Below are 21,405 nucleotides of genomic sequence, written 5' to 3' on the forward strand. Positions count from 1 at the left end.
CCGCAGGGGGATAAACAAAAACCGAATATGGCGCACCTTTCATATTCCAAATGCGACGGTTGACCTTCAGCAAATACTCATTAAGAATTTCTTCTTTAAAAAGTTGGTTAAATTGATAGAAATCTAATTATTTATTCGAGAATTTTAATCCCATAAAAGGACGTTTTTGGAGACTACCAAAAAAGACCGGGGTTGAGACATCCAAGAAAAAACTACCTGAAATCCCAAAGTAGACCCGAAAATCTGCCGTTTTAGACAGCTACTCTGTTCGAATACTTTCTACTGGATTGATGGTCGCCGACTTTATTGATTGGAAACCAACAGTCAGGAACGTAATGACCAAGGCCCCGCTGCCTGCAAGTAAAAATGTCCACCATTCAATATCAATTTTATACGTGTAATTCTCCAACCACCGCTGCATGAGTAAATAGGAAATGGGAACTGCTAGAACAAATGCTATTATAACCAACTTTATGAAATCTTTGGTCAATAGTTGAACAACAGAACCAATGCTAGCGCCCAGTACTTTTCGAATACCGATCTCCTTTTTCTTCTGTTCCGCTGTATATGAGACTAGACCAAAAAGACCCAGGGTAGCGATAAGTATGGCAAGAATGGTAAAAAAGGCGGCGATTTTCCCAATTCGTTTTTCCTCTTCATAACGCCTTTCTACACCTTTGTCAACAAAGGAATACATAAAGGGGGTACTTACCACAGTAGATTTCCATATCTGTTGCATGCTTGTTAGGATTTCCTCTAGGCGACCGGCCTCCAACCGAATCAACATTCTACGTGGGGCGGCTATTCCTTGGAGTACCAAGGGTGCTATCGCTTCTTTAAAAGATGCGTAGTGAAAATCGCTTACAACCCCAACAATTTCAAATTCGAGATTGCCATCGTCCGTTGCCGATACCATTTTAGAGCCTATGGCCCTATCCTTTGGAATACCCATTGCTCTCAAAGTAGATTCGTTTACAATAACCTGCGTACTGTCGGTCTGTCTTAAGCCCCTTCCATCGAGCAAGGTAATCCCCGCAGTTTCGGTATAGTCCTCGCCCACCCAATTCAAATAGCCTTCAATATGTTCTTCGGCACTCTTCCCTGGAAGATAAAGGTCCAATTCGTAGTTGATGTCCTCGGATGGGGATACCCAATTTCCGGTTATGGATTTTACGCCTGTAATATTTAAGTACTGTGACTTTAAAGGATAGAAATTGGTTCTGGCACTTTCGGTATTCATCTCCAAGGAAATCAAATTCTCCTTTTTAAACCCTAGATTTTTTTCTTGTGTATAGTTGAATTGTTGCCAAATAATAATGACGATACTGATTAAACCAATGGACAGTACAAATTGAAAGACCACTAACGCCCTACGTAAATTTCCACTTTTTGAATCTTTGTTAATTACGTTCTTTAAGACCGAGGCCGTTTTAACCGAAGACAGTACCAAGGCCGGGTAGATACCGGCAAGCAAGCCTGTTAAAACCCCCAGCATAATTAACGAAAGTATGATTCCGCCATCCAATAAATTGACATAGGACAGGTTACTATCCGCTAGTTCATTGATAAAAGGTAGCAGTGCTATTGTAATGGGAACACTTACTAGAACAGCAAAGAAAGATAATAGCACGGATTCGCCTAAAAATTGAAAAATCAACGATCCCTTATCGGCACCTACAACCTTTCTAATACCGATTTCCTTACCTCTTTTATTGGCTCTGGCCGTACTCAGGTTAATAAAATTGACGCAGGCTATCAACTGGATAAACAATGCCAATATCGATAACATATACAGGTATTGAATATTTGAGACCTTATCTATTTGAGAAGTTATTCCAGCTGAATACAAGTGGATATCGGTTACTGGTTGTAGCAACAATGTTCGTTTGATACCTCTTTCTTCCAATTGTGTCCCTGCCCGTGATTTTAAAAAATCGGGTAGTTTTTGTTGCAGTCCATCTGCTCTTGTGCCCGGTTTTAATTTCACATAGGTATAAATAAAAGTATTGGTCACATAATCGGTAACCTGTCTTACGTAAGCTCCGAGACCCGGGGTATTCATGCTTATTATATAGTTCGGGTTCAAATGGGATTTTCCGGAATCCTCATCAAAAACCCCCTTTACAGTCAACTTATTGGGTTCTCCACTAAATCCCGAAATCTCCACGACCTTATCCATTGCTTTTTCATCTCCGAATAATTTTTTGGCCAGGGTGGATGAAAGTACCAAGGTGCTAGATTCGTTCAGCGATTTCGAATTCCCTTCCAACATACGATAGTTGAAAATCCGAAAGAAGGTAGAATCCGCCAGATAGGCTCTGGGCTCGTACAAGCCTTCATCGGCCCCTGAAGCTTTTATCATATCAACATTAAATAAATCAATGTTGATCACCCGGGTTACCTGTTCTATTTCAGGAAAGTCTTCTTTCAAGGCGAAGGCAATAGGGGGGCCTGTAGTGGCGGAATTGATTGTTTCGGTGTTTGCTCCGCTACCGTCGGTTATCATGCGCACGCGATGAATAGATGCCGCCCTATCGTGGTGCTGATCATATCCTGTTTGATCAAAGACGTACAAAAGAATTGTCAAGCAACTTATTGTACCGATTGTAAGACCCAATAAATTGATTAATGTCTGCTGCTTGTCCTTCAACAAGTTTCTCCATGCGATTTTTAGATAGTTTTTGAACATAGTTTAAGATCTATTCGTTGTTTCTATTCGCTTCGCAAGGTATCTGCGGGATTTACCATTGCAGTTCTAAGGGATTGAGAGATGATGGACAACAAAGCCACGAGCATTACAATGAGCAGGGGTACTGCAAACATCCAAATTCCCATCTCAATTTTAAAGGCATAACCTTCCAACCATTTTTTCGTAATGAAATAAATAATAGGCAGGGCTATTGCTCCCGATATCAAAACAAGACTCAACAGTGTTTTCGGAATGATTACCAACGCTTGTCCAACAGACGCACCCAAGACTTTTCGAATGCTTATTTCCTTGGTTTTCTGCACGGCCATATACGAACCTAGTCCGAATAGTCCCAAGGCTGCAATTAATATGGCTAAAATGGAAAAGAGCAAACAAACCTTTCCGAATTTGATGTCGGCCTCGTATTGTCGATTAAAATGTTCATCTACAAAGAAGTGGTTGTATAGATCATCAGGAAAAAATTCCTTGTATTTGGCCTTTATCTCATTCATCGGTTCATGTACATTTCCAGCAATGTTTACGGTTATATAACTTGCGTAGTTGTAGCCATCGAAATACAGAAGTATTATGGGGCTATAGGCTTGTTGTAACGATTGCTGGTGATGGTCCTCTACCACTCCGATGACTTCCGCGGTACGATCCATTGGGCCGAATTGGTACACTATCTTTTGGTTGAGCGCCATTTCTGGTTTGTTGAATCCCAAGATTTTTGCGGCCGAATTGTTCAATATGGCCCTGTGTCCTTGCCGTACTGGGCCATCATCATCATAGTAAAATGTTGCATCACCTTCGACAAAGTCCCTTCCGGCCAACAATCGAATATCGTAAGTTGTCAAAAAGTCGTTGTCTACACTTAAAAACTTGCTCCCTACCGCCAACTCCTTACCTTCCTGTGGCTTTCTTACCCCATTTTCCCATTCAATGGCCCGCCCCGGGATTTCATTTGATAAGGTGACAGAGTTGATTTTCGGACTTTGTTCTAATTCATTCTTAAATGTTTCGACTTTCCCTTGAATAGTAGAATCGGTGTAGATTGGCGCACGAAGCACCAAATTGTGGTTGGCGTCAAAACCCAAATCCTGATTCTGCATAAACGAGTACTGATTGTAAACAATGAAAGTACCTGCGATCAGTGCAATCGAAATAGCAAATTGGGTAACCACGAGCGCCTTTCTCAGCACCAACCCTTTTCCTGTTTTCTCAAAGCTCCCTTTTAGCACATCGACGGGCACAAAACCAGAAAGGACGAAGGCGGGATATAGTCCGGCAAGGATTCCACCGCCCATGAATATTACCAGCATAGCCATCCAAACCTCCCATTCGGCCCACATTCCCAAACTCAAGACTTCCAATCCGACCAATGCGTTGAAAGATGGAATACACAGACTAACCAATAGAACGGACAAAAGCGTCGCAAAGAAGTTGATGAACAACGATTCGAACAAAAATTGCCAAACAAGCATCCTTTTACTCGCTCCCACGACTTTTTTCAGCCCTACCTCTTTTGCGCGCTCCATCGATTTGGCAGTAGATAGGTTGATAAAGTTGATAAGGGCAATGGCGATAATGAATGCCGCGACCAGCATTAAAAAATAGAGCGTTGCTTCGCTATTATTGGTGGAAATTTCTTTTTTCAGATCGGACTTCAGATGAATGTCCCTCACTGGCTGTAATGCGAATCTCGCCTCAAAACCATGCTCATTCATAATATCACTAAGATATTTCTGGGCAAATGCAGGAAATCGTGATTCAATTAGTTTTGGGTCAGTACCAGGTCGAAGTTTTATATAATTGTAGAATTCGGGCCATACCCAGCTGTTTGTCCAGTCATTATCACTACCTAACGTAGCATAAGAAACTACCATGCCCAATGGCAAATGCGTATTTTGTGGGGCTTCTTCGAACACCCCTGTTACCTTTAACTCAAAACCGTCGTTCAGCTTGATCTGTTTGCCAATCGGATTTTCATTCCCAAAAAACCGTTTTGCAATATTTTGAGAAAGAATGATTGTATTCGGTTCTTTCAAAGCTGATTCTGGGTTTCCTTGATACAAGTCGATGGCGAACATTTCGATAATGGAATTGTTCGCTAAATAAATAATGTCGTCCTTGACATCGGATTGGATCTTTTCGCCGTGTTCGTTTGTATATGATAGGATAACAGTACCCGAAAGAGGTATGGATTTATTCACGATACGAGTAAAATCTTCCACTTCCGGGAAATCTGCGAGCATGGCCGGACCCACTGTTGGATGATTGGTAGCTGAGGTCTGAAACCCTTTATTGCCTAAATTGTTAGTTAAGGTCACACGATAGAGATCATCAACATTGGGCAGGTGTTCATCATAACTTTTTTCGTAAACCACATATCGGGTCAATAATACAAATGCAGTTATGCCGATAGTAAGCCCTAGAACATTAATAGCTGAAAACAGCCTATTTTTTCTAAAAAACCGGAATGCTATTTTGATGTGATTTTTTAACATGATTTAATTTTTTCGCTTGATGATTATTCCTCCCTTAATCCGTTTACCGGATTTTTGTTCGCCGCTTGAATTGCCTGACTACCTACAGTAAGCATGGCAACCAATAGTGCAACAATACCAGCACCTAGGAAATACCAGAAACTTAGGGGAATCCGATATACAAATCCCGAAAGCCAATTGCTAGTCAACCAATAGGCGAGCGGGAGCGAAATTAAAATCGATATGATAACAAGTTTTGCAAACTCGATGGTAAGCATTACAGTGACCTGCGTAGCGGTTTGTCCCAGAACTTTTCGGATGCTGATTTCCTTTCTACGCCGTTCGGCCGTAAAAGTTGCCAATCCCAAAAGGCCCAAACAAGAAATTAGGATAGCAAGACCGGCAAAGTATTTGGAGAGCACTGCGACCCTATTTTCCGATTCGTACAAGGCCTGAAAATCGGTATCCAAAAATTTGTAATCAAAAGTGTATCCCGGATTGAATTCACCATAAATCTCCTTTAATTGGGCCAAAGTCTCCCTTTCACTTCCCGCTGCCAGTTTTGCCATAAACAAAAAGGTCTGTTTTTCTGGAACCAACCTAAAGAACATTGGTCGAATGGCTTCACGGAAGGATTGAAAGTGGAAATCTTTGACGACCCCGACTATCTGACGGTCTTCTCCCCATAAATTAACTGTTTTACCTACCGGATCCTTCAGCCCCATAGTTCTTATGGCCGTTTCGTTAAAAAGGATTGCGCTAGTGCTATCCGATGCAAATGCCTTTGAAAAAGCCCTGCCTTCCGCCACTTCGATATCGAGTGTTTCTATCAGACCCACACTTGTACCCATATCCGTGAAATCGATGGTGGTTCCTTCTTCTTGTCCCGGCCATCTAACTCCACTGGTATTGTTCATTTGGGAACCTACAAAATTTTGTACGGCTGTAGTAGCGTTCAAAACTCCCGGAATCGTATTTACTTTTTCCAAAAAAGCTTCTGACTTTGATTGTAATAGCCCTTCCTTTTGAAAATAGATTACATTGTCTTTTTCCATTCCAAGGTTTTTTGACTGTACAAAATCGATTTGTTTGTATACTACCAATACGGCCACAATCAAGATGATGGATAGTCCAAATTGAAATACCACCAGACCTTGGCGTACCCAAACTTCACTAGTGGCACTTTTCAATTTTCCTTTTAAAATGGCCACTGGATTGAAGCGCGAAAGATGAAGTGCTGGATAGCTTCCCGCCAATAGTCCCGTAAAAAGCACCGTAGTCAGTATTATAGCCATGGTCTGAAAATCCGGTAACAACGATAGCGTTTTGCCGGTAATCATATTGAATTGTGGTAATATGGCTGCCATTATCAGTATTGCGACCAGTAATGAAAAGAATGCCGTTAATATGGCTTCCCCAAAATATTGCCAGATCAAAGTTCGACGCTGGGATCCCAAGGCCTTTTTGATACCAATTTCCTTTACTCTTCGAGTGGCATTGGCGGTGGAAAGGTTCATAAAATTGATACAGGCGATAATCAATATAAAAAGGGCTATTGCCGAAAACAAGTACACATATTCTATTCGACCGCCCACGACTTTTCCATTTTCAAAATTTCCGTGCAAATAGTTGGTGGAATATTGCTTTAGAAATAAATCGGCCTCCACATTATCGTCTTGTGCCTTTGAAAAACCCGCTATCTTTTTTGCGAACCGCTCCACGTTTGTACCTTTTTCCAAAACGATATAGGTAATTGGGGCATTCTGGGTCCAACTGGATTCTCTTCCGATATTGGGGGACAATTTTACAAATCGTTCAAAAGGTAATATGAAATCAAATTGTTGTGTGGAATTTGAGGGCAAGTCCTTAAAAATACCACTTACGGTATGTGTCTCATTGGTGTTGAGGGCGTTCCATTCCAATGCTTTTCCTATCGCTTCATCCGGACTACCAAAGATTTTCGTAGCCAAAGATTCTGATATTACGATTGAACTGATATCTGTCAACACTTGGTCTTCAGTGCCCTTAATTAATTCATATGAGAACATTTTGAAGTAGTCCCTGCCTGCAAATACTCCAGATGCTTTGTAGGTTTCTTTTTCAGTGGTTAACGGCATATTTCCTAACCATCCGCCCGGTATGAATGGCGATGCATATTTTACTTCCGGCAGTTGTTCCGCCATCGTCTCTGCAAGCATATCAGGTGTCCAAAACGCTAGCTTAATTCCATCGGGGTTTTCGAATTTGTTCCAGACTTGATACAGTTCCGTATCATTTTTATGAAACTTGTCAACTTGTAGTTCATCAACTACCCAAAGTGCAATCAATAGTACACAGGCTAAACCTGTTGAAAGCCCGATTACATTTATGAGAAAAGTGCTCTTATACTTTTTTATATTCCTGAAGAATAATTTTAGATTGTGTTTTAGCATGATTGGCATTTTTGATTGATGATACTATTACAAATAGACCCATCTTCTTTAAAGTAAAGATGTCCTAAATTTCCATATGTTTCACTCTGTCCGCAAACTTTTGACCGGATTGGCCAATGCCGATTTTATCGACTGAAATCCTACGGTAAACAATGTAATGACCAAAGCAAAACCCCCAGCCAAGACAAAAACCCACCAATGAATTTCGATGCGATAGGTGTATCCTTCTAACCAACGCTGCATAAGATAGTACGCTATGGGGGCAGCGATCAAAAAGGCGATGCCAACGAGTTTTAGAAAGTCCTTGGTAAGTAATCGTACCACGGAATTGATACTTGCCCCCAGCACTTTTCTAATGCCTATCTCCTTTTTCTTTTGTTCGGCTACATAGGATACGAGGCCGAAGAGGCCGAGGTAACTGATAAGAATTGCGATAATGGTAAAGAGTGCAGAAATATTTCCCAATCTTTTTTCTTCTTCATACATTTTATCTACCTCTTGATCCATAAATGCATAAGTAAAAGGAACATTCTTGATCGTAGCTTTCCAAATCTGTTCCAATTGCCCTAATAAATCCTTGTAATTTGCAGTTTCCATCCTCAGCACCATCCAATTAAGGCGGCTTGACTTATAAAGCAACAACGGCTCAATAGGGTTTTTGAGATCTGCAAAATGAAAATCGTTTGCGACCCCGACAATTTCAAACTCCATGGTTTCATCCCCTTGGGTATTCAAAAGCTTGGAACCTAAAGCCCGCTCTGAGTCGATATTCAGGTCTTGGAGCAAAGTTTGATTAACTATCACTTGCATCTCATCTCCTTCCCTAAATTCCCGACCTTGTAATAGTTTGATTTTCATTGCTTTAAAATAATCTTCACTAACACCATTGTTCTGGATATTGATTCCTTTTTCAGGATTCTTTCCGGGTAGATAGAGGTTGAAATCATTTAGCACTCTTTCCGCAGGGGAATATTTCAGTCCGGCTACATGAGATACTCCTGATAATGCCATGAACTGGGATTTTAAAGCATCGTAATTATCGTTTACGGTGCTACTGCCCATACGCACGGCAAGAAGATTATCCTTAACAAAACCTAAATCCTTGTTCTGTGTATAGCTAAACTGTTGCGTGATGATGATCACGGCGGCTACAAGTCCAATGGAAACCACAAATTGAAAAACGACCAGCACCCTTCGGAAAGTCCCATTGCCCGATTGCAGATTGATGGTGCCCTTCAAAACTTTTACGGGTTTGATGGATGATAAAATCAAGGCGGGATAAATACCCGCTACCAGACCGGTAATAAATCCTAACCCAACAAGAATGAGCAAAATTTTGGCATTGAGCAAATCAATATATCCTAAATCGCTTTGAGTGATTTTATTTACAAAGCCCAACAACATCAGGGTACTGGGGATACTTATAAGCACCGCTAAAAAGGACAGCAATAAAGATTCCCCAAAAAACTGCCGTACCAAGGCGTTTTTACCCGCACCGACTACTTTGCGGACCCCGATTTCCATGGCTCGTTTATTTGCGCGTGCAGTACTCAAGTTAATGAAGTTGATACAGGCCACCAATTGTATAAAAAAGGCCAAAGTCAATAAAAAATAAAGGTATTCTATACTTGAAACCTTGTCAATTTGAAATTTTATTCCTTTGGAATAGAGATGTATGTCGGTTACTTTTTGAAGAAAAATACTTTTGTCCGCAACCAATTCCCCACCGTGGGATTTTAAGAAATCGGGGAGTTTCGACTGTAAATGTTCCGCATTTGTGCCCGGTGCCAAACTGACGTAAGTATATACAAAGTTGTTGGTCCTGAAGTTGTCCATCGTCCTAATGAATTCCCCCATTCCCGGTGTATTCATGGTAACGATATAATTGGGGTTTAGATGCGTTTTTCCAAAGGTTTCATCAAAGACACCAGTAACCGTTAAAGTTTGTGCATCTTCGCCGCTGCCCCATTCCACGGTTTTGTTCAATGCCTTTTCATTGCCAAAAAGTTTTTTGGCCAGCACTGATGAAAGTGCCACGGTATTGGGTGCGCTCAACGCCGACTTTGCGGTACCCTCAACGAACTTATAGGCGAACACCTTGAAAATCGTCGAATCGGCTAAATAGACATTTGTCTCATAATACCCATCTTCGCTATCGGTGGCACGTATCGGTTTTATCCCGAATTCGTCGGTAAAAACGATACGACAGGCTTCGATCACTTCAGGAAAATCAGCTTTCATGGCTGGCCCGGTCGGTGGCCCGGTTGCGGCCGATACGAAATCTTCCTGCCCATCTCTCTCTATGAATGTCCTTACCCGGTATATGTTTTCAGCATTATCATGATGTTCATCATAACCCGTTTGGTCAAAAACATATAGTAAAATGGTCAGGCAACTTACCGTACCCACGGTCAGACCCAATAGATTGATGATAGTCTGCTGCTTGTTTTTCGTTAGATTTCGCCAAGCGATTTTTAGATAGTTTTTGAACATGGTTCTCGTTTTTTGATGATTTATTCTGTCCGTAAACTTTTTACGGGGTTGGCCAAGGCAGCTTTTATAGATTGATAACTTACCGTAATCATGGTTATCAAGAGCAGTCCTCCAATGGCAATGCCAAATACCCACCAAGACATTTGTGTTCTATAAGCAAAGCCTTCCAGCCAATCGTTTAAAAAGTACCAAGCTATGGGAGAGGCTATAAGCCCCGATACCAAAATAAGCTTTAAAAAATCCCCGGTAATCAATATTAGGATACTTCGAACGCTACCACCTAATACTTTACGTATGCCTATTTCTTTTGTTTTCTGTACCACAAAGAAGGAAATGAGGCCATAGATGCCAAGGCACCCGATAATAATGGCCAGAATACTGAAGAGGTTGGTCAGTGCTAAAAACTGTTTTTCCCTTTTATAGCTCTGGGCTACTTTGTCATCCAAGAAGGTATATTCGAAAACATAATTAGGGAAAACCGATGACCATAACTTTTCGATTTCCGTTAATGTCTTTTCTTTATTGGCCATATTGACCTTTATTCCGAATTCATAAAACCAATTCGGGTCGGGGGCCATGAAAATCGGATTGATGTTCCCATGAAAAGTTTGGTCATGGAAGTCGGCTACAACACCTACGATGTTTGCCTGAATATGTGCGATTTTTACTTTTTTTCCAATCAATTCATCGGGAGATGCCAATCCCAACTTTTTTGATAAGGTCTCGTTGACCAAGACTTCCTGAATGGAGTCTTTAAGGATAAAATTTCTTCCGGCCACCAAATCAAGATCGAAGGTGGCTAGATAATCCTCGTCCGCTATTTTCGCTTCAACGTAAAACGGTTCTTCTTCTGGCCTATTGGCATATTTCATACTGGTTCCCCAAGTCCAAGTAGATGCTGCTGGGGCGGACGCGCAAGCTGTTATTTTTTCTACACCTGACAGTGTACTTATACGTTCTTTTAGACCTTCCTTCCTTTCAGGAGCCAATTTTCCTGGAAGATTGACCATTACCATCGCTTCCTTGTCAAAGCCGAGATCGGAATTGACAGCGTATTTGATTTGCTTGCTGATTACCAAAGTGGCTATAATTAGAACGATGGATATGCTAAATTGAACTACCACCAGTGTTTTTCTGATATTCAAACTTCCGGTATTCGTCGTTGAAAGTTTTTGTTTTAAAGCCAAAATGGGCAATATACGGGCTATGAGAACACCTGGATAGCTGCCGGACAGGATAGCAACCAAAAGCAATAAAAAGGCCGAGAACATAAAAAACCTTACGCCTAAAAGTCCTTCGTGCGTAAGTTCCAAATCAAAAATCGAGTTGAAATATGGCAACGTCAACAGACTAAGTGCCAGCCCGATCAGAAAGGCAGCTATCGAAATAATAAAAGTTTCGGCCATGAATTGCCAGAAAAGTTGCTTTTTATTTCCCCCTAGAACCTTTCGTATACCAACTTCTTTGGAGCGATGGACCGACTGTGCAGTTGCTATATTGATAAAGTTGATACAGGCCATGATAAGTAGAAAAAGGCCTATCAACGAAAATGTCCATAGCGTTTTTTTGTTGGTGTCCCCACCATAATCAGGATTAAAATGAACTTCCGCAAGCGGTTGTAATTTATAGTGGTGGACATTGTTGCTGTTCGGACGGTTCTTTTCTACGAGTTGCCCGAACTTATCTTCTATTTGCGAAATGTTCTGGTCAGGCTTTAGAAGGGCATAACACTGCAAAGTCGGGTTGATACCCGCCCAGGTCTCGCTGGCCATAATTTTATTATAGTTCTCCAGGGTTTTGAACGAAACAAAAATATCGCCCTTGATCTGGCTCGTTTTGGGCAGATCCCTCAGTATTGCGGTTATTCGAATTGGTTCCTTGCCGTCGATCGTAAAAGTCTTTCCGACAGGGTTTTCGTTTCCGAACATTTTGTTGGCCATTTCTTCGGTAACCAATGCAGTATTAGGTTCTTCCAGCCCGATATTATTTGTGCCATCAACCAATGGAAAATTAAAAATCTGGAACAGCTCTTTTTCAGCAAAAACCACATTTTGCTTAAACTTGATTTTGTCGGTATTCGTTTCTACATCGATAACCCTATTGTAGTCGTTTACCAGTTTTCCTACTTTTTCCGCGTAAACGTAGTCCGTTCTGAATTCATTGACGAACCCCGGAGGAACACTGGATATATATTCGACCTTGTCTTGGTGCATTTCGGTTACCACACGATAAATCCTATCCGAGTTTTTATGAAAAGTGTCGTAGCTCATGTGATGGCTAACGAAGAGAAAGATCAAGATACTGCACCCAAACCCGAGGGATAACCCAAGTATGTTAATGATAGTAAATCCCTTTCTTCTCCGAAGATTCCTCCAAGCGATTTTTAGATAGTTTTTGAACATGGTTTATTTTTTGATCAATGATACGAGATATCTGCCTTTGAATGGCACTAGAAATAGAACACAGACATCTCGAAGATGTTAGATTTTACCCAATAACTATTCCAATTTATTAATATTCTTTAAATCAAATAGTTATGATTAGCATTTTAAATTGGCCCCATTTAGGTGTAAAAAAAATTGACAAAAAATGTCAATTAATTGTACAATGCCTAATAGATGCAGATATACCTTTCCTAAGATGAAAATCAAAAATATAATGTCTAATTAAACAAAGCATTTATTGAGACGATTTAATACTGACCTTCCAACACATTCCATCCCAAATCTTACCTAGAACTTTGCGCCTGGATCCTGTGGAATTTCTTCCGCGTTCGGGAAGATAAGCGGGAAGCCCGCCAGAGGCGGGTGAAAAGAAATTCCATAGGGCGCAGCCCTACTCTTGATTTGGAACGCTATCCTTCCGTTTGGCCCACCTTTCAAAATCCTTGTAGATTATCGGATGGTCATCGAAATACCCTCTTGCTTTGCCTAGTCCTTCTTCTTTGCCTTTAGCCACTGCGGCTTCCTTTTTCTGTTCATAGTTGACGAAATAGTAACCTAAATAACTGAACGCAATGGTGTTTAGACACATGACTATGTATATCACTGCAACCTCCCATTTTGGTGTCCATCTTGACTTTTCAATTTTTTTCAGTACTTGTTCCATTCTGTTTTCATAGGATTCTATGGTTCGCTTTTGTGTTTTTATGAAATCGTCCAGACGGAACTCCAATTTCGAGGTATCCATTTCGACCTCTAGGTTTTTGAACTTTTCTGAAAGTTTTTCAAGTTTGGCAATGGATGTATTGAACCCGGCTATTTCTTGGGTCAGCACTTCCATGATTTCGTCCATTTTTGCCATAGTCCTAGATTTCTATTCCGACACCAATCCCTTTATCTATCGTTCTTTTGATGACTTGTTTAACTACCTTGGCCGCGATTTTAGCGGCCAGATTTGGCGATACTTGTACCGTATTCCCCAATAGTTTCATGGTTTGGTCTTTAGTGATATTTTGAGAAACCTGTTTGCCAAATCCGATTCGCTCGGCGATCCGTGCCATGGACATGGAACGGTGTACATCGCTTCCTTTCAGTTCATGGCCTTTGTACCCAAATCGGAAACCTTGTAGCCGGTTTGACTTGTTGATGCTGGGAATCACTTGAACATCTTTTTCTTTCATGTACTTGATGTAATGGTCAAAGTCCTTGGGCCTCATTTCTGAAATTACCTTTTCGTGGATTTGCCTGATTTCCGCTCTTACTTCCTTGACCTTCTCCAGCTTTTGTTGTTGCACTTCCCTTACGGTGGTCAGGCCCATTTGCCAGGCCACTCTTTCCGCCGCCTGTTGGCTGCGTTTTCCGATAAAGTTGTCCTTATAAGCCTTTCCATCAAAACCGATACGGTTTACATATAAATGGATGTGTAGATGTTTTTTGTTCCGATGTACGAATGCAATGGCCTGTCGTTCCTGTAATTTCATTTCCTTGACAAATCGCTCTGTAGTTTCCTTTAGTTCTTTTTCGTTAAGTTCCTTCCCATCTTCTACGGTCGGACTTAAAACAAAGCTCAACGTATTCTTTTTGCATTTGTGGTTCTGAGATTGAACGACCTTGAACTCTTGGGTGATTTCCTTTGGATTCTCCCCTGACAGATGTTCCCGATACACCACTTTGGCATCTTTTTCCTGGTTCCATCCATAGCCCATGGAAGCCCCTGTATGCGCTATGGATTTTCCAAGACCTATCATTTCTTGAAACCCAAAAGATGTTTGCGTATCTCATTTGCCAATTGTACCACTTCATTGGCCAGTCTCGGATTGCGTTTCCGGAACATATTGCCGATGCGTTTAAAGTTGAGTTCGTACTTGGCCAGCATCTTGTACATTTCGATCTGTTCCTTTGTAAAGCGTTCGATGATCCTGTCCTCAAATGCGGCACGGCGACAATACTCGCTTATGGAAAGTCCGCTCTTTTTGGCCTTGACCCTGAGCAGTTTCTTTTCATAAATGGAACATCGAAATTGTACGAACTCCTTTTTCACGTTCAATAATTCTTTAATCGGAACAAACCATTTTTAAATAAACGAATCGGAACCCCATCTTTAAATTATAAGTCGATGGCCCTATCAACAGTTCCGATCTTTTGCGACCACCGGGAGCAAAAGCGAGATTTGTCATGACAATGACACATCTCGAATTCTCACTCAGACGCATTTTTCCACTACACTCCGTTTCACTCTTTTTTCTCCCTATCCACATACTTCCTATTATCATTTAACTATCACTAATCGGTATGTTTTTTTGATGAAGTATTATTTCTTACTTCGTGAAAGTTGTTTATCAAATTCCCGTTCCAAATAGTCATCCGTTAGATTAGGTTCGCCCATCAGCCATGCATCGATGATATCCTTATTGAAGAATTTTTGGCGAATGTGTTTGTTGCCGCCCATGGGAATCAAACGCAATTGTGTTAGTTTGTAGATCTTGCTTTTTGAAAGTCCCGTATAGGCCACAAGGTCATCCACGTTCATCACTTTCTTTTGATGGGATAGCAGCCCCTTGATTTCTTTTAGTATTTCCACCATATCGTTTTCCGTTTCCATAATTTTCGCTTTTAAAAGAGCCGCAATGCGGCCAGCTTGTGTTACAAATGTGCGATGCAATGTAAACGGATGATAGCAGATGGAAGGGCAAAAAGGGGAAGTCTCCCCCTTGAAATTTCTAAATATCCCCCAAGAAATCGAAAAATGAATCTATTCTTTGCTCGAATTCACGGTCCGGTGGAAACTCATTATACTTTTTTGATAATGTTTCTGCGGAAATCAAATTTCCTTTGTGGTATATTTTTTTGGAACGCTCAAAGGACTTAAGACTTATCCCCTTTTTATGTTGCTTGAACTTGTCCAAAATATATTTTAGCTGGGGTTGGGTACAAATAAAATGTAGGGCTGAATCATGTTCATCGAAATTTAGGACAAGTACATTATAAAAATCTTGGAAGCTGCTCAGGTTCTCGTCCAAGTATTCATATTTGGTCAATGAGCCATAAATCCTTCTAAGAATGCGCTCGTTGAAATCCATATTGAAACTGACCAGCTTCATTCTTGAACTCCGGTTTCTGTACCTCGTTTTCTCCTTATATGCGCCCAACACCAGTATCGCAAAGAAGAAGGTTACGAGCAGACCAATTGGGATTAGGGCAAGCCAAAGTTTGCCATAATCCTTGTAAAGATTGAGCGATGAAAGAACGGCAATTACTCCAAAAACGGCAAAGCCCACAATCAGTCCATTGTTACCTCTTTTCATAAAAGCGGTAAGGTCTTGGTTGATTTTGTCCTTCCTGTCATTTAGGCCTACCAACCAACTGGCGATATGATGGATTATCCTTTTCAATTGTCCTAACTATTGATTTCAAGATAGTTAAAAAGAAACTGTGGTTCATTCAATTATCGATGGGATGGTCGATTATCAGGATGGACGTATTCAGATTTTGTGGATAGGGGGAAGAAAGGTCAAGCGGCCCTTCGCCGCTTGTTCTTTCGCGCGGCTCCGAGGAGGTCGGGAAAACCTGCCACAGGCCGGCAGGCCGGAGCGGAAAGACTTCCCTGTGGACCGGCGGAGCGTGTCCGCTGGGGAGGATTGGAGTGGAAGGGTTATTCGACTTCCGCAGGGGCTTGGCATGCTTACAAATGTGGCCGCTACCCTCGCCTACAGCGTCCGCCGAAGCCCTTTTGGCGTAGGAGGATTGTTTTGCTAAAATCTTCTTAGGCCACATCAACTCAATAATTTTTATAAACTAAAACTTTTATATGATAGTCTTTGATTATTGTGAGACTTTTTACGGTTTCTGACATATTCTAGAAGTATATTTTCTTGAATTTTCAATGAATCTGTAGGTTTCATAACAGACAACTCGCTATCCTTTCCACGGCCAATAGAATTTATAGACGTTCCTAATCTGAGCCCACTATTTTTGGTAATCAACCATCTGTCATGAAAGGGTGTGTCGTTGTTTTTCTCTGGTATCCATACAAAAGTCACATTTGTATATGGAGGTAGTTCATCAGATATCTTCTTCCAATATTTTTTAAACTTTTGTTCCGTTCCTTCTACAGGACCATTTTTAGAACCTAAAATTTCTACATCAATTTCTTCATCACAGGATTCTTTTATTATTTTAAGAATGTCCAAATCTTCAGATTCGAAATAAGGATCACCAATTAGAATAAATTCTTCGACTTCGTCATTCATCCAATCCCTAATAAATGAAAGGGCTTCCTCTCTGCTCTTTGGTCTTATTAAACGGTTTTTTGAGAATTCATTATCAACAAAATACTTTCTAGTAGATTTTTCACTTTGTTTTCGCCTATGAGATAATAACTGAATAAGTTCAGTAGCCTTTATCGCTTCTCTAAAATTGTCGATATGAAGATTTTTAACTCTACCCGTCAATTTTGCAGCTCGGTATGTCCTGTGACAATTAGAAAGGTAATACACATATACCGGAAAGATATCATGCAAGGGAAGTTTCTTTCCTATTGTCAAATAATTTGTTATTTCATTAATTTTTTTTGGAGTTAGCCTATCCGAATTCAAAGATTTAAGAGCCGATATAACAGATTTAATCAATATTTTACTATTATTTTTTTCTCTATCTAATAATTCTGTGTTATTCTTAATTTTATTGGAAATTTCTAGACTTTCATAGTGGTCATGAAGAAGTTTTCCAATATTTGTCTCCTTATTTTCCTTGTCAATTGTTTTGATTAATTTCTTCGCAAATGAAGGCTCCAATCTATACATGGAGTCTATTATTTTTTTCTGAGAATTGTATATATCTTTACCTTTTTCAAGTTTTTCTGATAAGTTGAAGGCTTTTTGAACTAATTCATTCCATTGTTTTTTATTGGTTTCATGCATTATTGCAGTAATATCATTAACTCTTTGAATGAATTCATAATGCACACTTAAAGACTCAAGACTTTGAATAATTTCATTGAATATTTTGGGTTTTACCTCTTTTCCATTGTTTATTTTTTCAAAAGGAATTTCCTCTAGTAAAACTGATTTGACATAAATCTTATCAGACTTATTAGGAATATCATCTGCTAAGCTTATTAAGTTATCCCAAAACTCTTTATGCTTGACACCCTTGGTTTTAATATTTGCAATTTTAGCACTGGCAAGGATTTGATATCCTTTATGCTTTATATTTTTAGGGTCAGGTAATTTTTCTTTTACCAAAGTTTCCAGGCTTTCTATCAAGACATTTACTTGTAATGATGATAATTTCCCCTTTTTACCATCCTTTATGGCATTACATATATCTTTTAAATGGTAGTAAATATTATTGTCAACATTTGCCGAGGTTAGAACTTGTATGGCCTTAGTAATGTCATTATAATCAGCTTTAAATTTTACTATCTCATCTTCATATAACTCAAACGGACTTCTTTTGGATATATAGTAATAACAGATTTTACCATATAAACTTTCTTGTGTTTCGATACTCAAGCTAGTGGCAGCATATTTTAAAGCACTTTCAGGATTATATAAATGAACAAATAAAAGACTTGTAGATACGTTGTCTAAGTCAATCTTTTTATCTTCAAGAGAGACCAGAATTGGATAAACATGTTCCTCTAAAATCCTTTGACCTAATTCCCTACGGCCTTCTGATTCTACTATTAGCCCTAGTTCCGTCCATAAATTTAATTTGTTTGTTTCAGAGGGAATTCTGTTTATTAAACTTTCGATTGTTTTATAATCAGAAACAGTTTCTTGTTTGTGTATTATTAACCCGGAGAAGGCCTTTAATATTAATTTAATGCTTATAATGTAGGTCTGAGCGACCAAACTTGAATCAATCCAACTATTTCTCTTTATAATATCACTTTCGCCAAAGATTCTTTTTGCAAAAATTGGCGCTATTTCAGCTAAGTCAGCACACACCACAAAACCATTATCTACCCTATCCCAGTCCGATTCAATTTTTCCCCATGTATCATAAATTAGATTTTGTTGTTTTAGCGATAGCCTGGTTTTCCATTCTGGATTTTTAGCTAGTATTTTATATTGTAAAACGAAACCATATAATCTAAAGCTTAAATTTTTGATTTTTTTAATTTTTTCAGTGTAGATGAACAAATCTCTTATTGTATTAAAATGTAAAGATTTTGCTTCCGAATACCTTTCCAAAATTGCTATTATAAGTTGTTCATGCATCTCGGTATATTCTAACGAATCTTCAATTTTTTGCAATAAGGGAAGCTTAACATAGCGTAGATTGTTATCCAAATAAGAATCCAACACCAACATTTTGGCCAATTCTTTCTGGTAGACACTATTGATATTATCACATATCTTTAGCGCTAGTATTGGATTTTTATTCCCTATGGTCTTTAGTAGATAACGGGATATTCTAAAATGATATGATGTTTCATCATATAATTTTTTAGAGAGTTCAAGGACGATTGCGTAAATCTGAACATTTCTATTTCCTATATATTCATTCCTGATTGTCTTCAATTTTGAATAGACTTCAGCAAAAGAATCTAGTTTTATTAGCGTATCATTTATTTTGCCTATCTCTTCGATAATCTTTTCCAGTGTTTTTTTCCAATTTCTTTCATGAAGTACAAATTCTGTATGAAAAATATTAAGCTGGTATATATATTTATTCTTGGTTAAACCAAGTTCGGAAATATCCTTCTCCAAGGATTTGAACCTACTCAATAATTTATGTTTAGCCTCTACATCCTTGATAAAGGGTAATAAGCTTGATAGTTCTTTTAAAGAATCAAAGTTGATTTGATTTTCAGAAGATGATTTCACCAGTTCATCGAGGGCAATTTCAATAACAATTTGAACATCATTGATATTTGTTTTATTATTGCTCAGCCATAGTCTTAGTAGCCTTAATTTTTCATTTGGTTCAGACAGTTTATTAACCTCGTTAATTAGTCTTTCAGAAGTATAATTCCCAACTAAAAAAGAAATTGCTTTCGTTATCTTCTTTGCAGAAGAGTTATCCAATTTGTTAACAGCCTCAATTTTTTTTGATTCTTCCTTGCCTATGTCATTCTCTTCTTTTGAATCAGAATCGATTGCAGCGATAGAGAGTTTCGTAATAATCCAATCATTAATATCACTTTCTGGAGTTTTGCCTGAAGATTTTTCGATGATTTCGATAGCCAAATTTGGAATTGCATATAACAGATCAGAAACTATATCAAATATTTTGCTTCCAACAGAAAATAAGTCCGTGGTTTCATATAGGTCTTGTATTAATTTAATTAAGTCTTCGTCTACAGATTTGCTATATTCTTTTTGATGTTTGGCTATAAGAGCTAACAACCTTAACCTATCAATCTTCAATACCGCACTTTCAGCTAAGGATACAGCTCCAGTAAAGTCATGAATAGCTATTCTTGCCCGAATCTCCGACTCCCAAAAAAGATAGTTGTCCAACTCGTTTACAATACTACCTTGTATAGAAAATCTCCATAATTCAGAATGCTTCCCCATATTTTTAGAAGCTTCCAAACCTAATTCAAGGCTCTCATTTACAATTTTAAGCGAACCAGTACTTTCCACAATTCTTGGTAAATACTCTTCGTTTAAAACATTTATTACCTTATCCCATTCGTTTGAATTGGCATGTAGTTTTGGTAACTCTATCAAAGAATTTATCGAGTTTTCTGAAGCATAAAAATCAATAAGCATTTCATCAACAGTCTTTTTATTTCCTCTTAACAAATTGGCAAAATATTGCTTATGCGCTTGCGAGGAAAGCCGAATGTTGTCACCTAATTTTTCAAATATGCTATTTGAATCAATTATTTGTTCCGCTTCTTTGATGTCTAATGAACAAATATTAGCAATATGACCGATTGGATACGATTTGTCTTTTAGAGCAAGTAAAGAGACGATTTTATTATGGTTTTTATCACTTAAATCAATTGAGTTGCAATCGTACTCCAACCAATGCGAATATGACTTGGATTTAGATATTTCCTCAAGCGAAATATCTTCCTCACTAAGTAATCTTTTTAAAATTTTCAATCTACCTGGAAGTCCTTTCGTAATCTTATATAAATCTTTTAATCTCCTATCCTTGGTATTTACTTCCTTAATTCCAAGATAATTTATAATTTCTGGGTCTGAAAAGCCAGCCAGATTTATAGACTTGATTTTCTGTTTTTTAAGTTTTGGATGAAAATCTAGAAATTCCTGTTCCTCGCCACTAATAATTATTCTAAAACTATTATCTCCGAAAGGAACCGATAGTAGCAAGTTTCTGAAAAATTCATGATGTTTATGATTTAACCCTTCAAGACCATCCAATATTATTGTTAACTTCCCTTTGGTTTTTTTAAGATATTTTCTTAATAAAAATGGGAACTGCCTATATTCTTCCAATCCATAAAAAGCATCCTCCGAGGCTTCTTCATGTCCTAAAATATTCTTCGCTTGATTCACGAAATTTGTACAATAGAAGCCAATTTCATAATCCATATCATTGTGAGGATTAAAAAAAATCGAAATTACTGAAGCTCCACCCTTTTTTGCATATTGTGCACATAAAGTAGTCTTTCCCGAATCCTCATCACCTTCAATAAAAACTACGTCTACTTCTTTATCAAAGTATCCATCTATTTGTGATAGATAATTGTTTCTTTTGATTAATTCGTCCCATTTCTCTTCTGGAAAACCCACTGAATAGTAAGAATTATCCAATAGAACCGTTTTGAGAGTTGTTTGATTCATTGATATTGATGATTTTAGTGGTAAACAAGAGGGTCTTGAGCTATCAAAACATTTCAATTATAATGTCTTGAAATATGCTAAAAAATAGGTTTTGTA

Annotated in this window: 11 protein-coding genes; all 11 read right to left on the reverse strand. The window is 38.8% G+C overall.

From position 1 onward, the window contains the following. Positions 1-259: 259 nt before the first annotated feature. The 11 genes from D7Z94_RS22455 to D7Z94_RS22510 all read right to left on the reverse strand — a co-directional run bounded on the left by D7Z94_RS22455 (position 260) and on the right by D7Z94_RS22510 (position 21,309). Positions 260-2,689 (reverse strand): ABC transporter permease, encoded by a 2,430-nt coding sequence (locus tag D7Z94_RS22455; RefSeq protein ID WP_120713877.1) that lies wholly within the window; start codon positions 2,687-2,689, stop codon positions 260-262. A 23-nt stretch (positions 2,690-2,712) separates the two neighbouring features. Continuing rightward, positions 2,713-5,196, reverse strand: a complete 2,484-nt coding sequence (locus tag D7Z94_RS22460) for an ABC transporter permease (protein WP_120713878.1) — start codon at positions 5,194-5,196, stop codon at positions 2,713-2,715. A 23-nt stretch (positions 5,197-5,219) separates the two neighbouring features. Continuing rightward, positions 5,220-7,607: an ABC transporter permease gene (locus D7Z94_RS22465; RefSeq protein WP_120713879.1), complete on the reverse strand. Its 2,388-nt coding sequence runs from the start codon at positions 7,605-7,607 to the stop codon at positions 5,220-5,222. A gap of 81 nt (positions 7,608-7,688) precedes the next feature. Next, complete coding sequence (locus D7Z94_RS22470; protein ID WP_120713880.1) at positions 7,689-10,100, reverse strand: ABC transporter permease; 2,412 nt, start codon at positions 10,098-10,100, stop codon at positions 7,689-7,691. 20 nt (positions 10,101-10,120) lie between these two features. After that, entirely contained in the window at positions 10,121-12,502 is a 2,382-nt protein-coding gene (locus D7Z94_RS22475; protein ID WP_120713881.1) for an ABC transporter permease, read from the reverse strand. 433 nt (positions 12,503-12,935) lie between these two features. After that, positions 12,936-13,403, reverse strand: coding sequence for a DUF6730 family protein (locus D7Z94_RS22480; RefSeq protein WP_120713882.1), 468 nt, complete (start codon positions 13,401-13,403; stop codon positions 12,936-12,938). Between the two features lie 4 nt (positions 13,404-13,407). Next, the gene (locus D7Z94_RS22485; protein ID WP_120713883.1) at positions 13,408-14,289 is read right to left on the reverse strand and encodes a relaxase/mobilization nuclease domain-containing protein; all 882 of its coding nucleotides are present in this window, start codon (positions 14,287-14,289) and stop codon (positions 13,408-13,410) included. Beyond that, on the reverse strand, positions 14,286-14,582 hold the full coding sequence (gene mbpA, locus D7Z94_RS22490; protein WP_120714062.1) for a mobilization protein MbpA: 297 nt from the start codon (positions 14,580-14,582) through the stop codon (positions 14,286-14,288). The genes D7Z94_RS22485 and mbpA overlap by 4 nt, the downstream gene beginning before the upstream one ends. A gap of 270 nt (positions 14,583-14,852) precedes the next feature. After that, positions 14,853-15,143, reverse strand: a complete 291-nt coding sequence (locus D7Z94_RS22495) for a helix-turn-helix transcriptional regulator (protein WP_120713884.1) — start codon at positions 15,141-15,143, stop codon at positions 14,853-14,855. A gap of 118 nt (positions 15,144-15,261) precedes the next feature. Then, positions 15,262-15,933, reverse strand: a complete 672-nt coding sequence (locus D7Z94_RS22500; protein WP_120713885.1) for a hypothetical protein — start codon at positions 15,931-15,933, stop codon at positions 15,262-15,264. A gap of 396 nt (positions 15,934-16,329) precedes the next feature. Next, the gene (locus tag D7Z94_RS22510; RefSeq protein ID WP_120713887.1) at positions 16,330-21,309 is read right to left on the reverse strand and encodes a hypothetical protein; all 4,980 of its coding nucleotides are present in this window, start codon (positions 21,307-21,309) and stop codon (positions 16,330-16,332) included. Between the last annotated feature and the right edge of the window lie 96 nt (positions 21,310-21,405).

Source organism: Ulvibacterium marinum (genome assembly GCF_003626755.1).
In the GTDB taxonomy this organism is placed as follows: domain Bacteria; phylum Bacteroidota; class Bacteroidia; order Flavobacteriales; family Flavobacteriaceae; genus Ulvibacterium; species Ulvibacterium marinum.